13 protein-coding genes are annotated in these 18390 nt (G+C 73.9%); 10 read left to right on the forward strand and 3 right to left on the reverse strand.

The features are described 5' to 3' along the window. Window positions 1-36: 36 nt before the first annotated feature. Both WMF44_RS30530 and WMF44_RS30535 read right to left on the reverse strand, forming a co-directional pair. Window positions 37-1656: an ABC-F family ATP-binding cassette domain-containing protein gene (locus WMF44_RS30530; protein WP_437293566.1), complete on the reverse strand. Its 1620-nt coding sequence runs from the start codon at window positions 1654-1656 to the stop codon at window positions 37-39. A gap of 81 nt (window positions 1657-1737) precedes the next feature. Then, on the reverse strand, window positions 1738-2400 hold the full coding sequence (locus tag WMF44_RS30535) for an FmdE family protein (RefSeq protein WP_437293567.1): 663 nt from the start codon (window positions 2398-2400) through the stop codon (window positions 1738-1740). Between the two features lie 296 nt (window positions 2401-2696). Between WMF44_RS30535 and WMF44_RS30540 the strand changes: the two genes are divergently transcribed. The 10 genes from WMF44_RS30540 to WMF44_RS30585 all read left to right on the forward strand — a co-directional run bounded on the left by WMF44_RS30540 (window position 2697) and on the right by WMF44_RS30585 (window position 17123). After that, window positions 2697-4301 (forward strand): protein kinase domain-containing protein, encoded by a 1605-nt coding sequence (locus tag WMF44_RS30540; protein WP_437293568.1) that lies wholly within the window; start codon window positions 2697-2699, stop codon window positions 4299-4301. Between the two features lie 10 nt (window positions 4302-4311). Continuing rightward, window positions 4312-5295, forward strand: coding sequence for a tetratricopeptide repeat protein (locus tag WMF44_RS30545; RefSeq protein WP_437293569.1), 984 nt, complete (start codon window positions 4312-4314; stop codon window positions 5293-5295). Between the two features lie 38 nt (window positions 5296-5333). Beyond that, a complete protein-coding gene (locus tag WMF44_RS30550; RefSeq protein ID WP_437293570.1) occupies window positions 5334-6965 on the forward strand; it encodes a hypothetical protein in 1632 nt (543 codons plus the stop codon). Between the two features lie 240 nt (window positions 6966-7205). Continuing rightward, window positions 7206-8849 (forward strand): hypothetical protein, encoded by a 1644-nt coding sequence (locus WMF44_RS30555; RefSeq protein ID WP_437293571.1) that lies wholly within the window; start codon window positions 7206-7208, stop codon window positions 8847-8849. 140 nt (window positions 8850-8989) lie between these two features. After that, complete coding sequence (locus WMF44_RS30560; RefSeq protein WP_437293572.1) at window positions 8990-9754, forward strand: hypothetical protein; 765 nt, start codon at window positions 8990-8992, stop codon at window positions 9752-9754. A 55-nt stretch (window positions 9755-9809) separates the two neighbouring features. Then, on the forward strand, window positions 9810-11498 hold the full coding sequence (locus WMF44_RS30565) for a hypothetical protein (protein ID WP_437293573.1): 1689 nt from the start codon (window positions 9810-9812) through the stop codon (window positions 11496-11498). A 185-nt stretch (window positions 11499-11683) separates the two neighbouring features. Then, on the forward strand, window positions 11684-12649 hold the full coding sequence (locus WMF44_RS30570; RefSeq protein WP_437293574.1) for an NADP-dependent oxidoreductase: 966 nt from the start codon (window positions 11684-11686) through the stop codon (window positions 12647-12649). A gap of 141 nt (window positions 12650-12790) precedes the next feature. Beyond that, the gene (locus tag WMF44_RS30575) at window positions 12791-13408 is read left to right on the forward strand and encodes a TetR/AcrR family transcriptional regulator (protein ID WP_437293575.1); all 618 of its coding nucleotides are present in this window, start codon (window positions 12791-12793) and stop codon (window positions 13406-13408) included. After that, the gene (locus WMF44_RS30580; protein ID WP_437293576.1) at window positions 13402-15135 is read left to right on the forward strand and encodes an ABC transporter ATP-binding protein; all 1734 of its coding nucleotides are present in this window, start codon (window positions 13402-13404) and stop codon (window positions 15133-15135) included. Before WMF44_RS30575 ends, WMF44_RS30580 begins: the two co-directional genes overlap by 7 nt. 77 nt (window positions 15136-15212) lie before the next feature. After that, window positions 15213-17123, forward strand: coding sequence for an ABC transporter ATP-binding protein (locus WMF44_RS30585; RefSeq protein ID WP_437301634.1), 1911 nt, complete (start codon window positions 15213-15215; stop codon window positions 17121-17123). Between the two features lie 48 nt (window positions 17124-17171). Here WMF44_RS30585 and WMF44_RS30590 read toward each other — a convergent pair whose 3' ends face one another. Next, the gene (locus WMF44_RS30590; protein WP_437293577.1) at window positions 17172-18335 is read right to left on the reverse strand and encodes a pyridoxal phosphate-dependent aminotransferase; all 1164 of its coding nucleotides are present in this window, start codon (window positions 18333-18335) and stop codon (window positions 17172-17174) included. Window positions 18336-18390 lie beyond the last annotated feature (55 nt).

Consider the following 18390-nt stretch of genomic DNA (forward strand, 5'->3'; position numbering starts at 1 on the left):
CCACGAGGCGCCACGCCTTCGCCGCCGAGCGCGAGGCTACGAGGCCCTGGCGTTCTTCAGCGCGTCCGGGTTCCCCGGCCCCTCGAGGTACTCGTCGTACGTGCCGTTGAAGACGCGCGGATCCTTCGACGACAGATCGAGCACGCGGGTGCCGAGCTTGCCCACGAAGTGCCGGTCGTGGCTCGTCACGACGACCGTCCCCTTGTACTCGACGAGCGCCTGGAGGAGCGCGTCGATGCTCTCGACGTCGAGGTGGTTCGTCGGCTCGTCGAGCACGACGATGTTGTTCTTCACCAGGATGAGCTTCGCGAGGAACAGGCGCGCCGCCTCGCCGCCGGAGAGGTTCTCCGTCTTCTTGAGCCCGGCCTCGCCGCTGAAGAGCAGCTTCCCGAGCACCGAGCGCACGTGCTCCTTCGGGGCGGACGGGTCGAAGCGGTACAGCCAGTCGTACGCCGTGAACCCCGCCTCGATCGCCTCGTGGTGATCCTGCGCGAAGTAGCCGACGTTCGTGTCGTGGCCCCACGTGACGGCCCCGGCGTCGGGCGTGTACTCGCCGACGAGGAGCTTGAGCAGCGTCGACTTGCCGATGCCGCTCGGCCCGATGACCGCGAGCTTGTCGCCGCGGTTCAGGTTGAAATCGAGCTTCTGGATCACGCGCCGATCCCCGAAGCTCTTGGAGAGGCCCTCGACGCGCAGCACGTCGCGGCCAGAGGGCTTCTCGATCTCGAACTTGATGTACGGGCGCACGACGCTCGAGCGCCGCACCTGGATGCCCGCCTCGAGCTTCTCGATCTCCTTCACGCGCGACTGCGCCTGGCTCGACCGGCTGGCGCTCGCGCCGAAGCGGGCCACGAAGTCCTTGAGCTCGGCGATCTTCTTCTTCTTCTGCGCGGCGTCGGCCTCCGACTGGCGCTTGCCGGTCGTCTTCTGCTCGATGAAGTCGTCGTAGTCGCCCGTGTAGAGCGTGACCGTCTGGTAGTCGACGTCGGCGACGTGCGTCGCGATCGCGTTCATGAAGTGCCGGTCGTGGCTGACGACGAGGAGCGTGCCGCGGAAGGTGTCGGTCAGGTACGACTCGAGCCAGCGGATCGAGTCGAGGTCGAGGTGGTTCGTCGGCTCGTCGAGGAGCAGGACGTCCGCGCCCCCGAAGAGCGTCTGGGCGATGAGGACGCGGAGCTTGTACCCGCCCGCGAGCGTGCTCACCGCGCTCGTGTGCCGGGCGGTCGCGATCCCGAGCCCCTCGAGGATCTCGGCGGCGCGCGACTCGGCGGTGTAGCCGTCCTCCTCGCCGATCGTCCCCTCGAGCTCGGCGAGCCGCATGCCGACCTCGTCGGTCATCTCGACCTCGTACAGCCGATCGCGCTCCTGCATCGCGTCCCAGAGCGCCCGGTTGCCCATCAGGACCGTATCGAGGATGCGGCAGGACTCGTAGGCGAAATGGTCCTGCTTGAGCACCCCGACGCGGAGCTGCTTCGGGATCTCGACCGAGCCCTGATCCGACTCCTCCTCGCCGGAGATGACCTTGAGGAGCGTCGATTTCCCCGCTCCGTTCGCGCCGACGAGCACGTAGCGCTTGCCGGGGTCGAAGCGCATCGTGACGTTCTCGAAGAGAATTTTGGGACCGTACCGCTTGGTGAGCTTTTCGAGCGTGATCATCTCAGCGGCGCCGGGCGTAGCACGTGTGCGCCTGCGGTTCCGGTGAATTCCGGAGGCGGCGCGCCCCCCGGGGCAGGCGCGTCACCGCGGCGCGCCGGGCGGCGGGCCGGCGACGCGCGCCGGCGCTTCCTCGAATACCTCGGCGTCCGGCAAGGAGAGGACCTCCCTGCCGGCCGATTCCAGCTTCTCTCGCGGCACGTCGCGGAAGCGCGCGCGGAACGCCGCAGACGGGCGGAGGGTCACGGCCTGCCCGGTCGACCTGCGCCTGTACGTGGTCTCCACGCCGTCCTCGCTCGCCTCGATCAGGCTGAGATTCAGCTTCCCGAGGCTGGCCCCCGTCGCGGCGGCGGCGCCGTCGGCGATGCAGGAGAACTGCACGTTCCGCGGGCTGTGGTGGATCACCTCGAGATCGAAGCTCCTCGCTGGCAGCCCGAGTTTTGCGAGCGCAAAGCGCCCCATGCGGTAGCCGGCGACGGCCCACGGCCCCGCCCCGCCGTGGATCGCGGCCACGGCGCGCAGCTCGTCGTCCGGGGCCTCCGCGGCCGGGCGGCCCTGCGCGGGCGGGTGGCCGTGGTGGTGGGCCGCGTGCCGCTGCCCGCGGCCCTGACTGGCAGGCGCATGCGGCCGGCCGGCGGTCTCCCGCGCCGCCGGGCCCTCGGGGGGATGGGCGCCCGCGCCGCCGCACCGGATCGAGGAAATGGCGGCGAGGAGGATCAACGCCGCTCGGCTCATCGTCTTGCGCATGCTCGCTCGATCCCCGTGAGGGCGGCGGAGTGTCCCCGTTCGCGCGCGACGTCAAGGGCGTCGGGCCGCGCGCCGCTGCCCGCGACGCCCGGGATCCGCCCGATCCGGCGAGCGCGCAGGCGTACCGTGGACGGTTTCACGCACCGCGGCGTCAGACCGGGGTAACATGCGCCCGTCATGCCCCGCGCGCCCGCCAGCCGTTTCCGTCGCCAGAGCCGCGCCGGCCTCGCTGGCTCCGCTGGCCTCGGCGGCGACGCGACGACCCACGTGGCCCGCGCCGGGGGTGATGCTCGCCGATGACCCGCGTCCACCCTGAAGGCTTCCGGCCCGAAGCGCTCGTAGGCCAGGTCCTGCGCGGCAAGTGGCGGCTGGAGCGCCTGCTGGGCTTCGGCGGGATGGCCATGGTCTACGCCGCCACCCACCGCAACGGGATGCGCGGCGCGGTGAAGATCCTCCGCCGCGAGCTGTCCGAGGACGAGGAGGCGCGCTCGCGCTTCCTGCGCGAGGGCTACGTCGCCAACCGCGTCGAGCACCCGGGCATCGTCCGGGTGCTCGACGACGACGTCACCGACGACGGCTCGGTGTTCCTTGTGATGGAGCTGCTCGAGGGCGAGACCGTCGAGGCGCGCCGCGCGCGCGAGCCGGGCGGCGTGCTCGGCGTGAACGAGGTGCTCGCCATCGCCGACGACCTGCTCGACGTGCTCGCCGTCGCGCACGAGCGCGGGATCGTGCACCGCGACCTCAAGCCGGACAACCTGTTCCTCACGCGCCACGGGCAGCTGAAGGTGCTCGACTTCGGCATCGCGCGGCTGCGCGAGCTCTCCTCCCCGGCGAACGCCTCCACGCGCGCCGGCACCCTGATGGGGACGCCGCAGTTCATGCCGCCGGAGCAGGCGCGGGGGCAGTGGGACAGGGTCGACCCGCGCAGCGATCTATGGGCCGTCGGGAGCACGATGTACCAGCTGCTCTCGGGGCGGTACGTGCACGAGGCCGAGACGCTGCCGCTGCTGCTCCTCGCGGCGATGACGCAGCCGGCGCCGCCCGTGGGCAGCGTCCTGCCGGCCCTGCCCCCGCCGATCGCCGGCGTGATGGACGTGGCGCTCGCGTTCGACCCCGACCGCCGCTGGCCGAACGCCCGCGCGATGCAGCGCGCGCTCCGCCAGGCGCGGGGCGGCGCGGCGCTCGAGCTGGCCCCGGGCGCGCCACCGGAGCACGGGCGCGCGCCGCTGCACTCGGAGCACGGGCGCGGGCTCCTGCACTCGGATCCAGGGCGCCCGTCGGCGCACGCGCGAGGCCCCGGGAGCGGGCCGCGCGGCACGGAGTTCGCGGCGGCGGGCACGGCCAGCGGCGTCGCGGCCGGCGGCGGCGCGGCCAGCACCGGCACGGTCTCGCCGGTCGTGGAGCGCGCGGCCAGCGCGGAGCGCTCCGCGCCGCGCGCGGTGGCCACGGGCGCGCTCCTCGCCGGCGCGCTGGCCGTGGGCGCCCTGGTCGCGCTCGTGTGGTGGCAGCGCGCGGGCGAAAGGGGCGCGGAGGATCCGTCGCACGGCTCCACGGTGGAGGCCGAGCCGCGCTCCACCGCGGGCGCCGGGGCGACGACGGCGCCGCCCGACAGCGCAGGCTCGCCCGGGGCCGGCGTGCAGCCGGCGCCGTCCGGCGATGCGGTCCCCGCGATCGCGCCGTCCGCGCCCGCGACAACGCCGGCGCCCGAGGCCGCGGGCGCGACGGCCGCGCCGGCGCCCGAGGCCGCGCCCGCGACGGCCGCGAGCGCGAGCGCGGCCGCGCCGAGGCCCGCCGCCGGGGGCAGGGCGCGATCCCCCGCGACCGCGACGAAGGCGCCCGCCGCGCCGACGCCGGCCCCCGCGCCGACGCCGGCGGAGGACCCGTACAACCGGAGACGTTGAGGTCGCACGGATGCGTAGATCGAGCCCGCGTAGACGATTCCCGGCGGAGGTGCTCGCCGTGGGAGGAGCCGTGCTCCTCGCCTGCCCCGACGCCTCCGCGCAGGGGCGCGATCCTGCGGCCGCGGAGGCGCTGTTCGACGCCGGCAGGGCGGCGCTGCAGGCGAAGGACTACGACGCCGCGTGCCCGAAATTCCAGGAGAGCTACGAGCTCGATCCGGCGCCCGGGGCGCTGCTCAACCTCGGCGACTGCGAGGAGAAGCGCGGCAGGGTCGCGACCGCGTGGTCGATCTTCCGGCAGCTCGCGCGCGATCTGCCCGCGAACGACGACCGCCGCCCCATCGCCCAGTCGCGCGCGGCGGCGCTCGAGGCCCGCGTGCCGAGGCTCACGATCCGGCTCGCGCCGGGGGCGCCCGCGGACACGGCGGTGCAGCGCGCGGGGGTCCCGGTCGGCGCGGGCTCGCTGGGCTCGCCGTTGCCGGTCGACCCGGGCGAGGTCCAGGTGACGGCGGCGGCGCCGGGCCGGAAGCAGAAGATCTTCACGGTGCAGCTCGCGGAGGGCGCGCAGGTCGAGCTGCTCGTGGCGCCGGAGGAGGCCGCGGCCGCCGCGGGCGCGGGGCCTGCGCTCCCGCCGAAGACCGCCCCGCAGGAGGCGGGGGGCTCACCCCGGCGGACGGCCGGCTGGATCAGCGCCGGCGTCGGCGCGGTCGGGATCGGCGTCGGCGCCGTGTTCGGCGCGCGCGCGATCGGGAAGAAGGGCGACGCCGAGGCGTACTGCGACGAGGACAACGTCTGCCTGGATCAGGGGATCAAGCTGCAGAAGCAGGGCGTGACCGCGGGGACGATCTCGACGGTCGCGTTCCTCGTCGGGGCGGCGGCGCTGGGCACGGGCGCGGTGCTCGTCTTCACGGCGCCCTCCTCGGGGCAAGGGTCGCCGGCGCCCCGGGCCACCCTCGGCGTGGTGCCGGGAGGCGCCGTGGCGACCATCGTCTTTTGACGGGAGCTGCGCGGCGTCGCCGCGAGGGAGGGGCCCTGGTGGTGAAGCGCGATCAGAGGAGCATCCGTGCCGTGGTCTCCGCCGTCCTGCTCGTCGCCGCGGGCGTGGGAGGTTGCAATGCGCTCATCGGCCTCGAGGTCGGCCAGCTGGACGCATCGACGGGCGGCGCGGGCGGCGCGGGCGGCAGTGGCAGCGACGGCGGCGGCGCCGGCACGGGCGGCAGCGGCGGAGGCGACGGCGGCGCTGGCGCGGGCGGCGGCGGCGCTGGCGCGGGCGGCGGCGGCGCGGGCGGCTCGGGCGGCGGCGGCGGCGAGGCGCCGTTCTGCGGCGGGGATCGCGAGGACGCCATCCGCGGGCCGCAGGCGCGCTGGGGCACGACCATCGGGCTCGACGTCACCGACGTCGCGGCGCACGGCGACGGGGTGACGGCCATCATCAACGAGAAGGGCTCGATCTCCGTCGCGCGGTGGGCGCGCGGCGGCACCCGCGACGCCGGGTATGGGCTGACGGCGACCGATCTGCTGGAAGGCGACATCAAGGCCACGCACCTCTCCGTCGGCCAGGGGCTCGCCTATGTGGCCGGGTGGTCGGACAGCGGCCCCCAGCTGCCCAGCGCGTCCACCACCGGGTGCGTCCTCAGCGGGCTCGCGCTCTCTCACCCGAGCTTCCTCGCTGCGCTCGACGAGAAGGGCCAGTGCCGGTGGGCGTGGTCGCCGGACGGCGGCGCCACCTCCACCCCGCTCGGCCTCGCGGCGGCGCCCGGCGCGGTGGTGATCGCCGCCTCGGTGAAGGGGCCGAGCGTGAACGACGGCGCGTGCACCCTCGCGATGGGCGACGCGGAGACGTCCGTGGGGCTGGCCGCGCTCGATCCGGCGGCAGGCGGTTGCCTGTGGGGGATGCCCATCGGCCCGTCGCCGGCCGTGACCGTCGGAGAGCTCCTCGTCGACGAGGCGCGGGGCGAGGTGCTGGCGGTCGGCCGCTACGAGGGCGAGGAGGGCTACGTCGTCGGGGGAGCGCTGCTCCCTCCCTCGCAGGATCGCGATGTGTTCGTGGCGCGCTTCGCGCTGACCGAGGGGTCGCTCAAGGGCATCGACGCGTTCCCCCTCCCCGGGCGTCAGGAGGTGGACCGGCGCGGGGCCGCGCTGCTCCCGGGCGGCGACGTCGTGATCGTCGGCTCCTACGCCGGCGCGCTCGATTTCGGCGAGGGCTGCCCGCCGGCGCCCGAAGAGGACGCGCCGGACATGGAGAACTTCTTCGTCATGCGCGTCTCCGGCCCGTCCGTTGTCTGGGGCCGCGGGTTCGGCGACGCGGGGCACCGGCAGTGGGTCGCCAGCGTGGCGGCGGCGCCCGATGGACTGATCTACGTGACGGGGAACTACCAGGGCGAGATCGACCTCGGGAACGGCGGGAAGCTCGTCGCTCCCGCGACGGACGCCGATCCGATGGTCGGGTTTCTGATCGTGCTCGATGCCCGCGGCAACGTCGTCTCCGCCTCCGAGCTGAGGGGGACGGGCGACGCTTACGTGTGGGCCGCCGCGCCCGGCCCGGCGCCTGGAGACGCCCTCTATCTCGGCGGGGAGCTGGGCAGCACCCTCGATATCGGGCGCGACCCGCCGCTCACCGACGCAATGGGGCGCGGGTTCATCGCCGAGCTCCCGGGCGTGCGGTGATCCCCGCGGTCCGGCGCGCCGGGCCGCGAGCGCTCGACGCCCCGCCCCCGCATCGGCCGCTGCGACCGGATCGCCGCGGCGCGGGCGCGGGCGGACGGCGGAGAGCGCGCCTTTCGGTGAGGGGCGCGCCGGAACCCTCTCGACTCCTGGAGCGACGCTCGCCATGAAGTCGATGGTGGCGAGCGAGGCGAGGGCTCTCGCTGGCGGCCGCGGCGGCGCCGCGCCACCAGGAGACGGGAGATGAAGCGCGATCTCAGGAGCACTCGACCCATGTTCTGCGCCGGGCTGCTCATCACCGCGGCCGCGGGGGGCTGCAACGCGATCATCGGGCTCGAGGTCGGCGAGCTCGACGCCTCGGCGGGCGGCGCGGGCGCGACCGCTTCGAGCGTGTCGGCCGGCGGCGCAGGAGGTGAAGGCGGTCGCGGCGAGGGCGGCGCTGGCGAGGGCGGCGCTGGCGAGGGCGGCGCTGGCGAGGGTGGCGCAGGCGAGGGCGGCGCTGGCGGCGGGAACGAGGCGTTCTGCAGCTACGCCCGCGAGGGAGCCGTCCGGACACCGTCGGGAGAGTGGGGCGCGCTGTCCGGCCTGGCGGTCGTCGGCCTCGCGGCGCGAGACGGCGGTGTGACGGCCCTGGTCAAGGAGAGCCGGGTGCTCGCCAGCGAGCCCACCAAGACCAGGACGGGGTTCTCGGTCGCGAGGTGGAGCCCGTCCGGGGTCCGCGAGAGCGCGTACGGGATGACGACCGGCGACATGCTCGGCAGCGTCTCGGCCGAGCACCTGGCCGTCGCCTCGGACCTCGCTTATGTGGCCGGCTGGTCGGAAGCTCCCCTCACCTTGCTCGCGTCGGGCGGCAGGTGCACCGCCAGCGCGGACACCGGCCGCAAGCCGAGCTTCCTGCTGGCGCTCGACCAGCTGGGCAAGTGCAGGTGGGCCTGGACCGTGGACGCGGAGTTCAACGCCTACCCGCTCGGGCTCGCGGCGACGGCGGACCGGGTCGCCTTCGCCGTCTCGCGATCCGGGGCGACGAGCGCGACCACCGACGATTGCGTCCTCGGGGCCGCCGATCAGCGCGGGGTCACGGATCTCGTGACCTTCAACGCAGGCGGCAAGTGCCGGTGGAGCCGCGCGCTCGGATCCTCCGCGGCCGTGCACGTCGCCGAGGTCGTCGCCGCGCCGGAGACCGGCGAGGTGCTCGTCGTCGGCGACTACGACGCGCCGGATGAGCCCATCGACATCCAGGGAAGCAAGCTCCCCCGCGCGCCGGATCGCGACCTGTTCGTGGCGCGCTTCCGGCTCGATGACGGCGCCCTGACGGGCCTCATCCCGCTCACGGCCCCTGGGACCCAGGCCGCGGCGCGGCACGGGTCCGCGCTGCTCCCGGACGGCGAACTCGTGATTTCCGGGACCTACACCGGGCCGTCCTTCAGCTTCGAGGACGACTGTCCGCTCCTGCCTCCCACAGGAGACACGGAGAACTCGTTCGTCGCGCGCGTCTCGCGGGAGGGAGTGGTCTGGAGCCGCGGGTTCGGCGACGAGGAGCGAGATCAGATGGTCGTCAGTCTGGCGGTGGACGGAGCAGGGGCGATCTACATGGCCGGCACGCTCGAGGGCGAGATCGCCCTGGGGAACGGCGAGAGCCTCACGGCCGGGACGGACGAATTGCAGAGCTTTCTGATCGTGCTCAATCCCAGCGGCAACGTCCTCTCGGCGACCGCGTTCACGGGCACAGGCACCGTGGGCGTGTGGGCGGTCGCGCCGGGCGCGACGATCGGCGATCCCTTCACCATCGGCGGTGAGCTGACGGAGACGTTCTCTCTCGTCCCCAGCGACCATCCCAGCGCGGCGCCCGGCGAAGGGTTCATCGCCCGGGTGAAGGGGTTGCCGTGAGCGCCACGCGCGGACGCCAGCGCACCACGCGAGCAGTCCATGACATTTCCGCACGACGACACGCAGCCTGCGACCGGACCGCAGCGGCGCGCATTCCAGCCCGGGTTGACGAAGCGGGGACTGGCAGCTTCCATGAGAGGATGCGCTCGCTTCACCGCCTCTTCTGTCTCTGCCTGGCCCTCCCTGCCGGACTCAGCTGTGGATTCCCCGACGCCACCTTCACGGAGCGCTCCAGCACGGGCGTGGGGGGCGCGAGCGGCGCCGCGGAGTCGGCGAGCTCCGCCGCCGCGTCCTCGGGCGCGGTGGGCCCCGGCGGCGGCGCGGAGGCCTCCAGCGCCGGCGGGACCGGCGACGGCGCGACGGGCTCCGGCGGCGGCGCCGCGGGCTCTGGCGGCGGCTCCGCGGGCTCCGGCGGCGGCTCGGCGACCTCCAGCGCGAGCGCCGGCCCGGCGACCTCCGGCGCCGGCGGCGGCTCGACGACCTCCAGCGCGGCGACCTCCGGCGCCGGCGGCGGCTCGACGACCTCCAGCGCGAGCGCCGGCCCGGCGACCTCCAGCTCCAGCGGCGGCACCGTCGACTGCGACGCCGACAAGGACGGCTATCTGTCGATCGCGTGCGAGGGCGGCGACGACTGCAACGACGACAACCCCTCGGTCCACCCGAACCAGCCCAGCACCTTCTATGACGCGCCGATCCCTCCGGGACGCAGCTTCGATTACGACTGCAGCGGCGAGGAGGAGACGGAGTTCGCCGCCGTCAAATGCGCTGGCCTGCTCGTCTGTGCCACGGCGAGCAGCGTGTTTCTGAGCGACGTCCCGTGTGGAAGCCGGGGCCCGTTCGGGTCCTGCGACCTCACCTGCAAGTCGACCATCACCTTTCCCAGTTACGTCAGGGGATGCCATTGAGCCCGCGCTGCCTCGGTGGCGGGTCGAGGACGCCACGCAACGGAGAGCCGACCCGATGAGACCCGAACCTCGTGCCGTCCGATCCGCCGTGTCGTGCGCCTTCCTGCTCGCCGCGGCGGCGGGGGGCTGCAACGCGCTCATCGGGCTGGAGGTCGGCGAGCTGGATTCGTCGCAGTCCGGCGCGGGCACGGCCTCGGCCTCCTCCTCGGGAGGCCCTGGCACCGGAGGCTCGGGCGCCGGTGGTGAGGGCACCGGTGGTGCAGGGGGCGGCGACGGCGGCGGTGGTGCAGGGGGCGGCGACGGCGGCGATGGAGGCAGCGGCGGCGACGGCGGCGGTGGAGGCAGCGGCGGCGACGGCGGCGGTGGAGGCAGCGGCGGCGGGGGTCCGCTGTGCAGCGACGCCGAGGGGACCGTCGTCGCGCCGTCGGCCAGCTGGGGAGAGACGCTCGGCTTCGACGTCGGCGATCTCGCGGCGTCGGACGGCGCGCTGACGGCGGTCATCACGGAGGTCCTCGACAGCGGGGCGTTCCGCTTCTCGGTCGCGAAATGGACCTCCGGCGGGGCAAACGATTCCCGGTACGGGCTGTCGGCGAACGATGTCTGGGGCTTGCACCTGGCTGCGGGCGGCGGCGCCACCTACGTGGCGGGGGAGGCCGCGGGGGCGACCAATCTCCCCGGTGGGCTCCTCGACGCGTGCCGCGTCGGCCCTGCGCTGGTCGCCACCAGCTACACGACGAGCTTCGTCGCCGCGCTCGACGCGAACGGCCGTTGTGGGTGGGCGTGGAGCCTCGACGCGCAGCACAACACCACGGCGCGCGCCATGGCGGCGAGCTCCGAGGCGGTCGTCTTCGCCGTCGACGTGACGGACGCCGGCCGGAGCTTCGGCCCGTGCGAGCTGAAGAGCGTCCCGGCCGAGTCGGCGCTGCTCGCCGCGCTCTACCCGGCGGACGGCGCGTGCAAGTGGCAACACCGCCTCGGGCCGCGGGCGGCCGTGACCGTCAAGGCGCTCCCCGTCAACCCGAAGGCGAGCGGCAACCTCGTGACCGTCGTGGGCGACTACGAGTCGCTCGGCGGAGCGGTCACGTTCGGCGGGCAGACCCCCTTCGCCTCGGAGCAGCGCGACGTCTTCGTCGCGCGCTACACGGCGATCGACGGCGCTCTGGTGGACTTGACCACGCTGAACCTCGAGGGAGATCAGCAGGTGGCGCAGCACGGCGCCGCGCTGCTCCCGGGCGGCGACGTCGTGATCGCCGGCTCGTACCGGGGGGTCGTCGACTTCGGCGGCGGCTGCCCGGCGTTGCCCGACGCGGGGGACACGGAGAGCTTCTTCGTCGCGCGCGTCTCGAGGAAGGGCGTCGTGTGGAGCCGCGGGTTCGGCGACGACAAGGAGAGCCAGGTCGCGGCCGGCGTGGCGGTGGACGGCGCCGGCGCGATCTACGTCACCGGGGAGTTCACGGGCACGATCCCGCTGGGGAGCGCCGGGAACCTCACGACGTCCCAGAAGCGGGCGGGGTTTCTGATGCGGCTCGACGCGCAGGGCAACCTGATCTCCGCGGCCAAGGTCGAAGGAGCCGGCACCGTCGCCCTCCGCGTCGTCGCGGTGGACGGGGCGCTCGGCGGGCCCGTCTACGTCGCCGGCGCCGTGACGGGCGCGCTCCACCTCGACGGCCTCGCCGCGCCGCTCGGGAGCGAGAGCGATAACGAGTCCCGCGGGTTCATCGCGAGGCTCTCCAGCGCGCGCTGATCCGGAGGACCGCGGCGGCGACATGCGGCGGACGCGGTCCTGGCCGCTGGACCTGCAGCTCGAGGCTGGCGTTCGCCTCATCGACATGCGGCCAGAGCCTGCTCTGTCCTGGGCACGCCCGTTCACGTCTGCCCTTGCGACCTCTTCCGCCGGCGCGCTCCCTCGACGCCCGCGAGGTCCGCACCATGTTCACGACGATGCTCCCCAGCTCGACCGACGCCGCCCGGGTCCACCGGTTCGGCGGCCCCGAGGTCATCACCATCGACGAGGTGCCGGTCCCGCTGCCCGGCCCGGGCCAGGTGCTGGTCCGCGTCGCGGCGGCCGGGGTCGGGCCGTGGGACGCCTGGATTCGTGCGGGCAAGAGCGTGCTGCCCCAGCCGTTGCCGCTGACGCTCGGCTCGGACCTCGCGGGCACCGTGGCCGCGGTGGGCCCCGAGGTGACTGGCCTCGCGCCGGGCGCGGCGGTCTTTGGCGTCGCCAACAAGCGCTTCACAGGCGCACACGCGGACTATGCCGTGGCGCAGGCGTGCATGGTGACGCGCAAGCCCCTCCGGTTCTCCGACGTGCAGGCCGCCTCCGTGCCGGTCATCGCGGTCACGGCGTGGCAGGCGCTGTTCGATCGGGCCCAGCTCGAAGCCGGACAGACCGTGCTGGTGCACGGTGCGGCCGGCAGCGTCGGCACGTACGCGGTGCAGCTCGCGCGCCGGGCCGGCGCCCGTGTGATCGCGACGGCCTCGGCCAAGGATCGCGACTTCGTCCGCAGCCTCGGCGCGGACGTCGTCGCGGACTACCGGAGCGAGCGCTTCGAGGATGCCGCCAGGGACGTCGATGCCGTCATCGACCTCGTCGGTGGCGACACGCAGGCGCGGTCCTTCGCCGTGCTCAAGCCACGTGGCGCCCTGGTCTCGGCGGTGTCGGCCCCTGATCGGGAGGAGGCCGCCCGTCGCGGCGTGCGGGCGAGCTTCTTCCTCGTCGACGTCACGACGGCCCACCTCGACCGCATCGCCGCCCTGCTCGACGCGGGCGAGCTCTCGGTCGACATCGGCGCCGTGCTGCCGCTCGCCGAGGTCCGCAGCGCGCACGAGATGCTCGAGGGCGCTCGCCCCCGCCCGCGCGGCAAGATCGTCCTGGCCATGGCCCCTGCTCGCTGAGGTCGTCCGAGAGCAGCGCCCCCCGGGCGCGTCCGACCAGGGGCCGTTGTGCCCCGGCGCAGGCCCAACCGGCCGCCTTCAGACCGAGTGAGTGAGCACTCACTCTTGACGAGTGAGCGCTCACTCCGGTACACGGGACGCATGGCACCCCCAAGCCGGCGAGCTCCTCCCCTGCGTCCGGAGGAGCGTCGCGCGAGCATCATCGCGGCGACCATCCCGCTGCTGCGCCTGCACGGCCGCGAGGTAACGACGGCGCAGATCGCGATGGCCGCCGGCACCGCGGAAGGGACGCTGTTCCGCGTGTTCCCCGACAAGGAGTCGCTGATCCAGGCCGCGATCGCGGCCCTGTTCGATCCGGCGCCGACGCTGCGAGAGCTGGAGCGCATCGATCTCGCGGCGCCGCTGCGCGAGCGCCTGATCCAGGCGGTCGAGGTCCTGCAGCGCCGCGTCGAGGGCATCTGGCAGCTCATCTCGATGCTCGGCATGACGATGCCGCCGCCCGTGCGCCCCGGGTCCGATTGCGCCCAGGCGCCGCGCCACGATGAGCAGGTTCACGTGCAGATCGAGCGCCTGTTCGAGGCGTCGCGCGACGAGCTGCGCTGCGATCCGGCGTATGCGGCGCGGCTCGTCCGCATGATGACGTTCGCGGGCACGCACCCGCGGCTCACCGACGGCATGCCCCTGACCGCCGCGGAGGTCGTGGCGGTCCTGCTCGACGGTATCCGCCGCCGCTCCGAGGAGGAGGAGGAGCCTTGCTGAGGCAGCTGTTGCGCCGCTTCCTGCGCCCACAGGCGCGCTTGCTGGCGCTCGTCGTCGCGCTCCAGCTCGTGGCGACGCTCGCTTCGCTGTACCTGCCGAGCCTGAACGCCGACATCATCGACCAGGGCATCGCGCTCGGTGACACGCAGCGGATCCTGGAGCTCGGCGCGATCATGCTCGCGATCACCGGCGTCCAGATCGTGGGTTCGGTCGCCGCGAACTACGCCGGCGCGCGCGTCGCGATGAGCTTCGGCCGCGACCTGCGCGCGGCGGTGTTCCACCGCGTCGGCGAGTTCTCCGCGCGCGAGCTGTCGCGGTTCGGGGCGCCGTCGCTCATCACGCGCACGACCAACGACGTCCAGCAGGTGCAGATGGTGGTGATGATGGGCTGTACGATGCTCGTCCTCGCGCCGATCATGTGCGTCGGCGGCGTCGTGATGGCGCTGCGCGAGGACGGGTCGCTCGCCTGGCTGCTCGCGATCGCGGTGCCCCTGCTCGCGGGCGCCGTCGTCGCGATCATGTCGCGGATGGTGCCGCAGTTCCGGCGGATGCAGCCCCTCATCGACACGGTGAACCGCGTGCTGCGCGAGCAGATCACCGGCGTGCGCGTGATCCGCGCCTTCGTGCGCGAGCGCGCCGAGGCGGCGCGCTTCGAGCGCGCGAACGGCGACCTCACCGAGACCGCGCTGCGCATCGGGCGCCTGCAAGCGCTGATGTTCCCGACCGTGATGTTCGTCTTCAACGCTTCGAGCGTCGCCGTCCTGTGGTTCGGCGCGCGCCAGATCGCGGACGGCACGCTCGCGATCGGCTCGATGACGGCGTTCCTCGCCTACCTGGTGCAGATCCTGATGGCCGTGATGATGGTGACGTTCATGGCCGTCATGCTGCCGCGCGCGGCCGCGTGCTCGGAGCGCATCGTCGAGGTGCTGGACACCGAGCCGTCCGTGCGCGCTCCCGACCAGCCCGTGACGCTCGTCGAGCCGACCGGCGTCGTCGAGCTGCGAGACGTCGAGTACCGCTACCCGGGCGCCGAGCTGCCCGTCCTGCGCGGCATCTCGTTCGTGGCGCGCCCCGGGCAGGTCACCGCGATCATCGGCAGCACCGGCTCGGGCAAGACCACGCTGCTCGACCTGATCGCGCGGCTCATCGATCCGACGAGGGGCGAGGTCCGGCTCGACGGCGTCGACGCGCGCATGCTCTCCCTCGACGCGGTGTGGTCGTGCATCGGGCTCGTGCCGCAGCGGGCCTTCCTGTTCTCCGGCACGGTGGCCTCGAACCTGCGCTACGGCGACCCCGCGGCGACCGACGAGCAGCTCTGGGCGGCGCTCGCCGCCGCCCAGGCGCGCGACTTCGTCGAGGCGATGCCGCGAGGGCTCGACACGCCGATCGGGCAGGGCGGCACGAACGTCTCCGGCGGCCAGCGCCAGCGGCTGTCGATCGCCCGCGCCCTGCTGCGCCGGCCGCGCGTGTTCCTGTTCGACGACGCCTTCTCCGCGCTCGACGTCGCGACCGAGGCCCGGCTGCGGGCCGCGCTCGCCGAGCGCACGCGCGCCGCCGCGGTGATCGTCGTCGCGCAGCGCGTGTCGAGCATCGTCGACGCCGACCAGATCCTCGTGCTCGACGACGGCGAGATTGTCGGCCAGGGCAAGCATGGCGAGCTGCTCGCGTCGTGCCCGACGTACGCCGAGATCGTGGCGTCGCAGCGCGACGCGGCGGTGGCCGCGTGAGCGCGCGTCACGCGGGTCCCCCGCCCGCCGCCCCCGCGGGGGCGCGCTCCCCGGTCCTGCCGCGCGGCCCCTTCGGCATGGGCGCCGCGCCGCCGCAGAAGGCGAAGCAGTTCGCCCCCTCCGCGCGGCGCCTCCTCGGCCGCCTCGCCCCCGAGCGCGCGCGCCTCGCGGTCGTGCTCGCTTGCTCGCTGCTCAGCGTGGGGCTCGGCCTGGCCGGTCCGAAGCTGCTCGGCCGCGCGACGGACATCATCTTCTCCGGCGTCATGGGCGCTCGCCTCCCGGCGGCCGCCACGAAGGCCGAGGCCGTCGCGGAGCTCCAGCGCTCCGGCCAGGCGCGGCTCGCCGAGCTCGTGGGCCACATGGACGTCGTTCCCGGCCGCGGCATCCAGCTCCGCGAGCTCGCCGAGCTGCTCCTGCTCGTGATGGCGCTCTACGCCGGCGCGTCGCTGTTCGCCTGGCTGCAGGGCCACCTGCTCAACGACGTCGTGCAGCGCACCGTGCGGCAGCTCCGCGCCGAGGCGCAGGACAAGCTCGCCCGCTTGCCGCTCGCCTACTTCGACGGCCGCCCGCACGGCGAGCTCTTGAGCCGCGTCACGAACGACATCGACAACCTCGCGCAGGGCCTGCAGCAGACGCTGACGCAGATCATGAACGGCGCGCTGACGCTCCTCGGCATCGTCGTCATGCTCGTCGTGATCTCGCCGGTGCTCGCGGTGATCACGCTCTTCACCGTGCCGCTCTCGGTGCTCACGACCGCGGCGGTCGCGAAGCGCGCGCAGGCGAAATTCGCCGCGCAGTGGGCGCAGGTCGGCGCGCTCAACGGCCAGATCGAGGAGGCGTTCACCGGCCACTCGCTCGTCAACGTGCTCGGGCGGCGCCGCGACGTCGAGGCGCGCTTCCAGTCCACGAACGAGGAGCTGTTCGAGACCAGCTTCCGCGCGCAGTTCATGTCCAGCACCATCATGCCGGCGGTCAATTTCGTCGGGAACCTGACCTACGTCGCGATCGCCGTCATCGGCGGCCTGCGCGTCGCGTCGGGCGCGATGCTGCTCGGCAGCGTGCAAGCGTTCATCCAGTACTCGCGCCAGTTCTCTCAGCAGCTCGGCCAGCTCGCGTCCGTCACCAACGTCCTGCAATCGGGTGTTGCCTCTGCAGAGCGGGTGTTCGAGCTGCTCGACGAACAGGGCCAGTCCCCCGACGCCACCCCGCCCGCGGCGCTGCCGAGGGTGAGCGGCGAGGTCCGGTTCGAGCACGTCACGTTCCGCTACAAGCCCGACGAGCCCCTCATCGAGGACCTCGACCTCACCATCAAGCCAGGCCAGACGGTCGCGATCGTCGGCCCGACGGGCGCCGGCAAGACAACGCTCGTGAACCTCTTGATGCGGTTTTACGAGCTCGACGGCGGTCGGATCCTGATCGACGGCGTCGACATCGCGCGCTTGCCGCGCCACGAGCTGCGCGCGAGGCTCGGTATCGTGCTGCAGGATACATGGCTGTTCTCTGGCACGATCCGCGACAATATCGCCTTCGGCAACGCGGCCGCGACCGAGGCTGATATCCAGGAGGCGGCGCGCGCGGCGCACGTCGACCGCTTCGTGCGCGCCCTGCCCGCCGGTTACGATACGGTGATCGACGAGGACTCGGGCAACCTGAGCGCCGGTGAGAAGCAGCTCATCACGATCGCCCGCGCGTTCCTCGCGAACCCGGCGATCCTGATCCTCGACGAGGCGACCTCCTCGGTCGACACCCGGACCGAGGTGCTCGTCCAGCGCGCGATGGCCGCCTTGCGGGCCCAGCGCACGAGCTTCGTCATCGCGCATCGTCTTTCGACGATCCGCGACGCCGACATGCTCCTCGTGATGAACGCGGGCCGCATCGTCGAGCGCGGCACGCACGCGGAGCTGCTCGCCGCGGGCGGCGACTACCACGCGTTGTACCAGACCCAGCTCGCCGGCAGCGGCGGAAGCGGCGCGCGACTCGCGGGCTAGCGCGCCGCCTCGTGAGCTCCCCGGGCACCTCCAGCGCCCGCCCGCCGCTCACCGCGCGCGCTGCCAGGCGACGATCCGCGTCACCGCCTCGTCGACCTGCTCGACCGGAGCCGCGAAGGACAGCCGGACGTACCGCGCGCCGCCTTCGCCATCGAAGTCCGTGCCCGGCGTGAGCGCCACGCCCGTGTCGGCGAGCAGCCGCTCGCACCACGCGACCGAGTCGTCCGTGCCGACGTCGGCATACAGGTAGAAGGCGCCGTCAGGCGGGGCGACCTTCCAGCCGAGCTCGGGCAGCCGCCGCAGCAGCAGGTCGCGCGCGGCCGCGTAGCCCTCCACCAGCCGGTCGGCCTCGGCGTACGCCTCCGGGGTCAGGGCCGCGAGCGCCGCGTGCTGCGCCAGGGCGGGCGGGCACAGCGCGAGGTTGCCCGCCAGCGCGTCGACCGTCGGCACGAGCTCCGGCGGCAGCACGAGCCACCCCAGGCGCCAGCCCGTCATGGCCCAGTACTTCGAGAAGCTCGACACGACGACCGCGCCCGCGTCGACGTGCCGCGCCGCCGTCGCCTGGCGCCCGGCCCACGGGCCGTACGTGAGGCCGTGATAGATCTCGTCGCTCACCAGGCGGACGCCGCGCTCCGCGCACCAGCGCGCCATCGCGTCGAGCTCCGCGGCGTCGACCATCGTCCCCGTCGGGTTCGCCGGGCTCGCCAGGACCACGCCGTCGAGCTTTGCGCCGTCGCACGCGGCCCTGAGCTGCGACGTCGTCAGCTGGAAGCGGCTCTCCGGGCCGCACGGAAGCTCGACCACCTCCACCCCGAGGGAGCGAAGGATGTTCCGGTACGCCGGGTAGCCCGGGCGAGCGAGCGCCACGCGGTCACCCGCCTCGAACGCCGCGAGGAACGCGAGCAGGAACCCGCCCGACGACCCCGTGGTGAGGGCGACGCGCGACGGGTCGACGTCCACGCCGTACCAGCGGCCGTAGTGCTCCGCGAGCGCGCGGCGCAGCGCCGGGATGCCGAGCGCCTCGGTGTACCCGAGGTCGCCCTCCGCGAGCAGCGCGGCCGCCCGCGCGCGCACGGCGGCGGGCGCCCCAGAGCCCGGCTGGCCCGCGCACAGGCTGATGACCGGCTCCCCCGCCGCGCGCCGCGCGTTGGCGGCGGCGAGCACCTCCATGACCGCGAACGGCGGCACCTGCGAGCGGCGGCTGATCCTCACCCGGCCATCCTTCTCCCCCGCCGAAGACAGGCCATTTACAGCACGGTAGCGCCGC

This window comes from Sorangium sp. So ce426 (assembly GCF_051475585.1).
Lineage (GTDB): Bacteria > Myxococcota_A > Polyangia > Polyangiales > Polyangiaceae > Sorangium > Sorangium cellulosum_B.

What these genes read in the sequence shown, in the direction of transcription:
- WMF44_RS30530 (WP_437293566.1), bottom strand. Translation starts at nt 1,656, where the DNA reads ATGATCACGCTCGAAAAGCTCACCAAGCGGTACGGTCCCAAAATTCTC.
- WMF44_RS30535 (WP_437293567.1), bottom strand. Translation starts at nt 2,400, where the DNA reads ATGCGCAAGACGATGAGCCGAGCGGCGTTGATCCTCCTCGCCGCCATT.
- WMF44_RS30540 (WP_437293568.1), top strand. Translation starts at nt 2,697, where the DNA reads ATGACCCGCGTCCACCCTGAAGGCTTCCGGCCCGAAGCGCTCGTAGGC.
- WMF44_RS30545 (WP_437293569.1), top strand. Translation starts at nt 4,312, where the DNA reads ATGCGTAGATCGAGCCCGCGTAGACGATTCCCGGCGGAGGTGCTCGCC.
- WMF44_RS30555 (WP_437293571.1), top strand. Translation starts at nt 7,206, where the DNA reads ATGAAGCGCGATCTCAGGAGCACTCGACCCATGTTCTGCGCCGGGCTG.
- WMF44_RS30560 (WP_437293572.1), top strand. Translation starts at nt 8,990, where the DNA reads ATGCGCTCGCTTCACCGCCTCTTCTGTCTCTGCCTGGCCCTCCCTGCC.
- WMF44_RS30565 (WP_437293573.1), top strand. Translation starts at nt 9,810, where the DNA reads ATGAGACCCGAACCTCGTGCCGTCCGATCCGCCGTGTCGTGCGCCTTC.
- WMF44_RS30570 (WP_437293574.1), top strand. Translation starts at nt 11,684, where the DNA reads ATGTTCACGACGATGCTCCCCAGCTCGACCGACGCCGCCCGGGTCCAC.
- WMF44_RS30575 (WP_437293575.1), top strand. Translation starts at nt 12,791, where the DNA reads ATGGCACCCCCAAGCCGGCGAGCTCCTCCCCTGCGTCCGGAGGAGCGT.
- WMF44_RS30585 (WP_437301634.1), top strand. Translation starts at nt 15,213, where the DNA reads ATGGGCGCCGCGCCGCCGCAGAAGGCGAAGCAGTTCGCCCCCTCCGCG.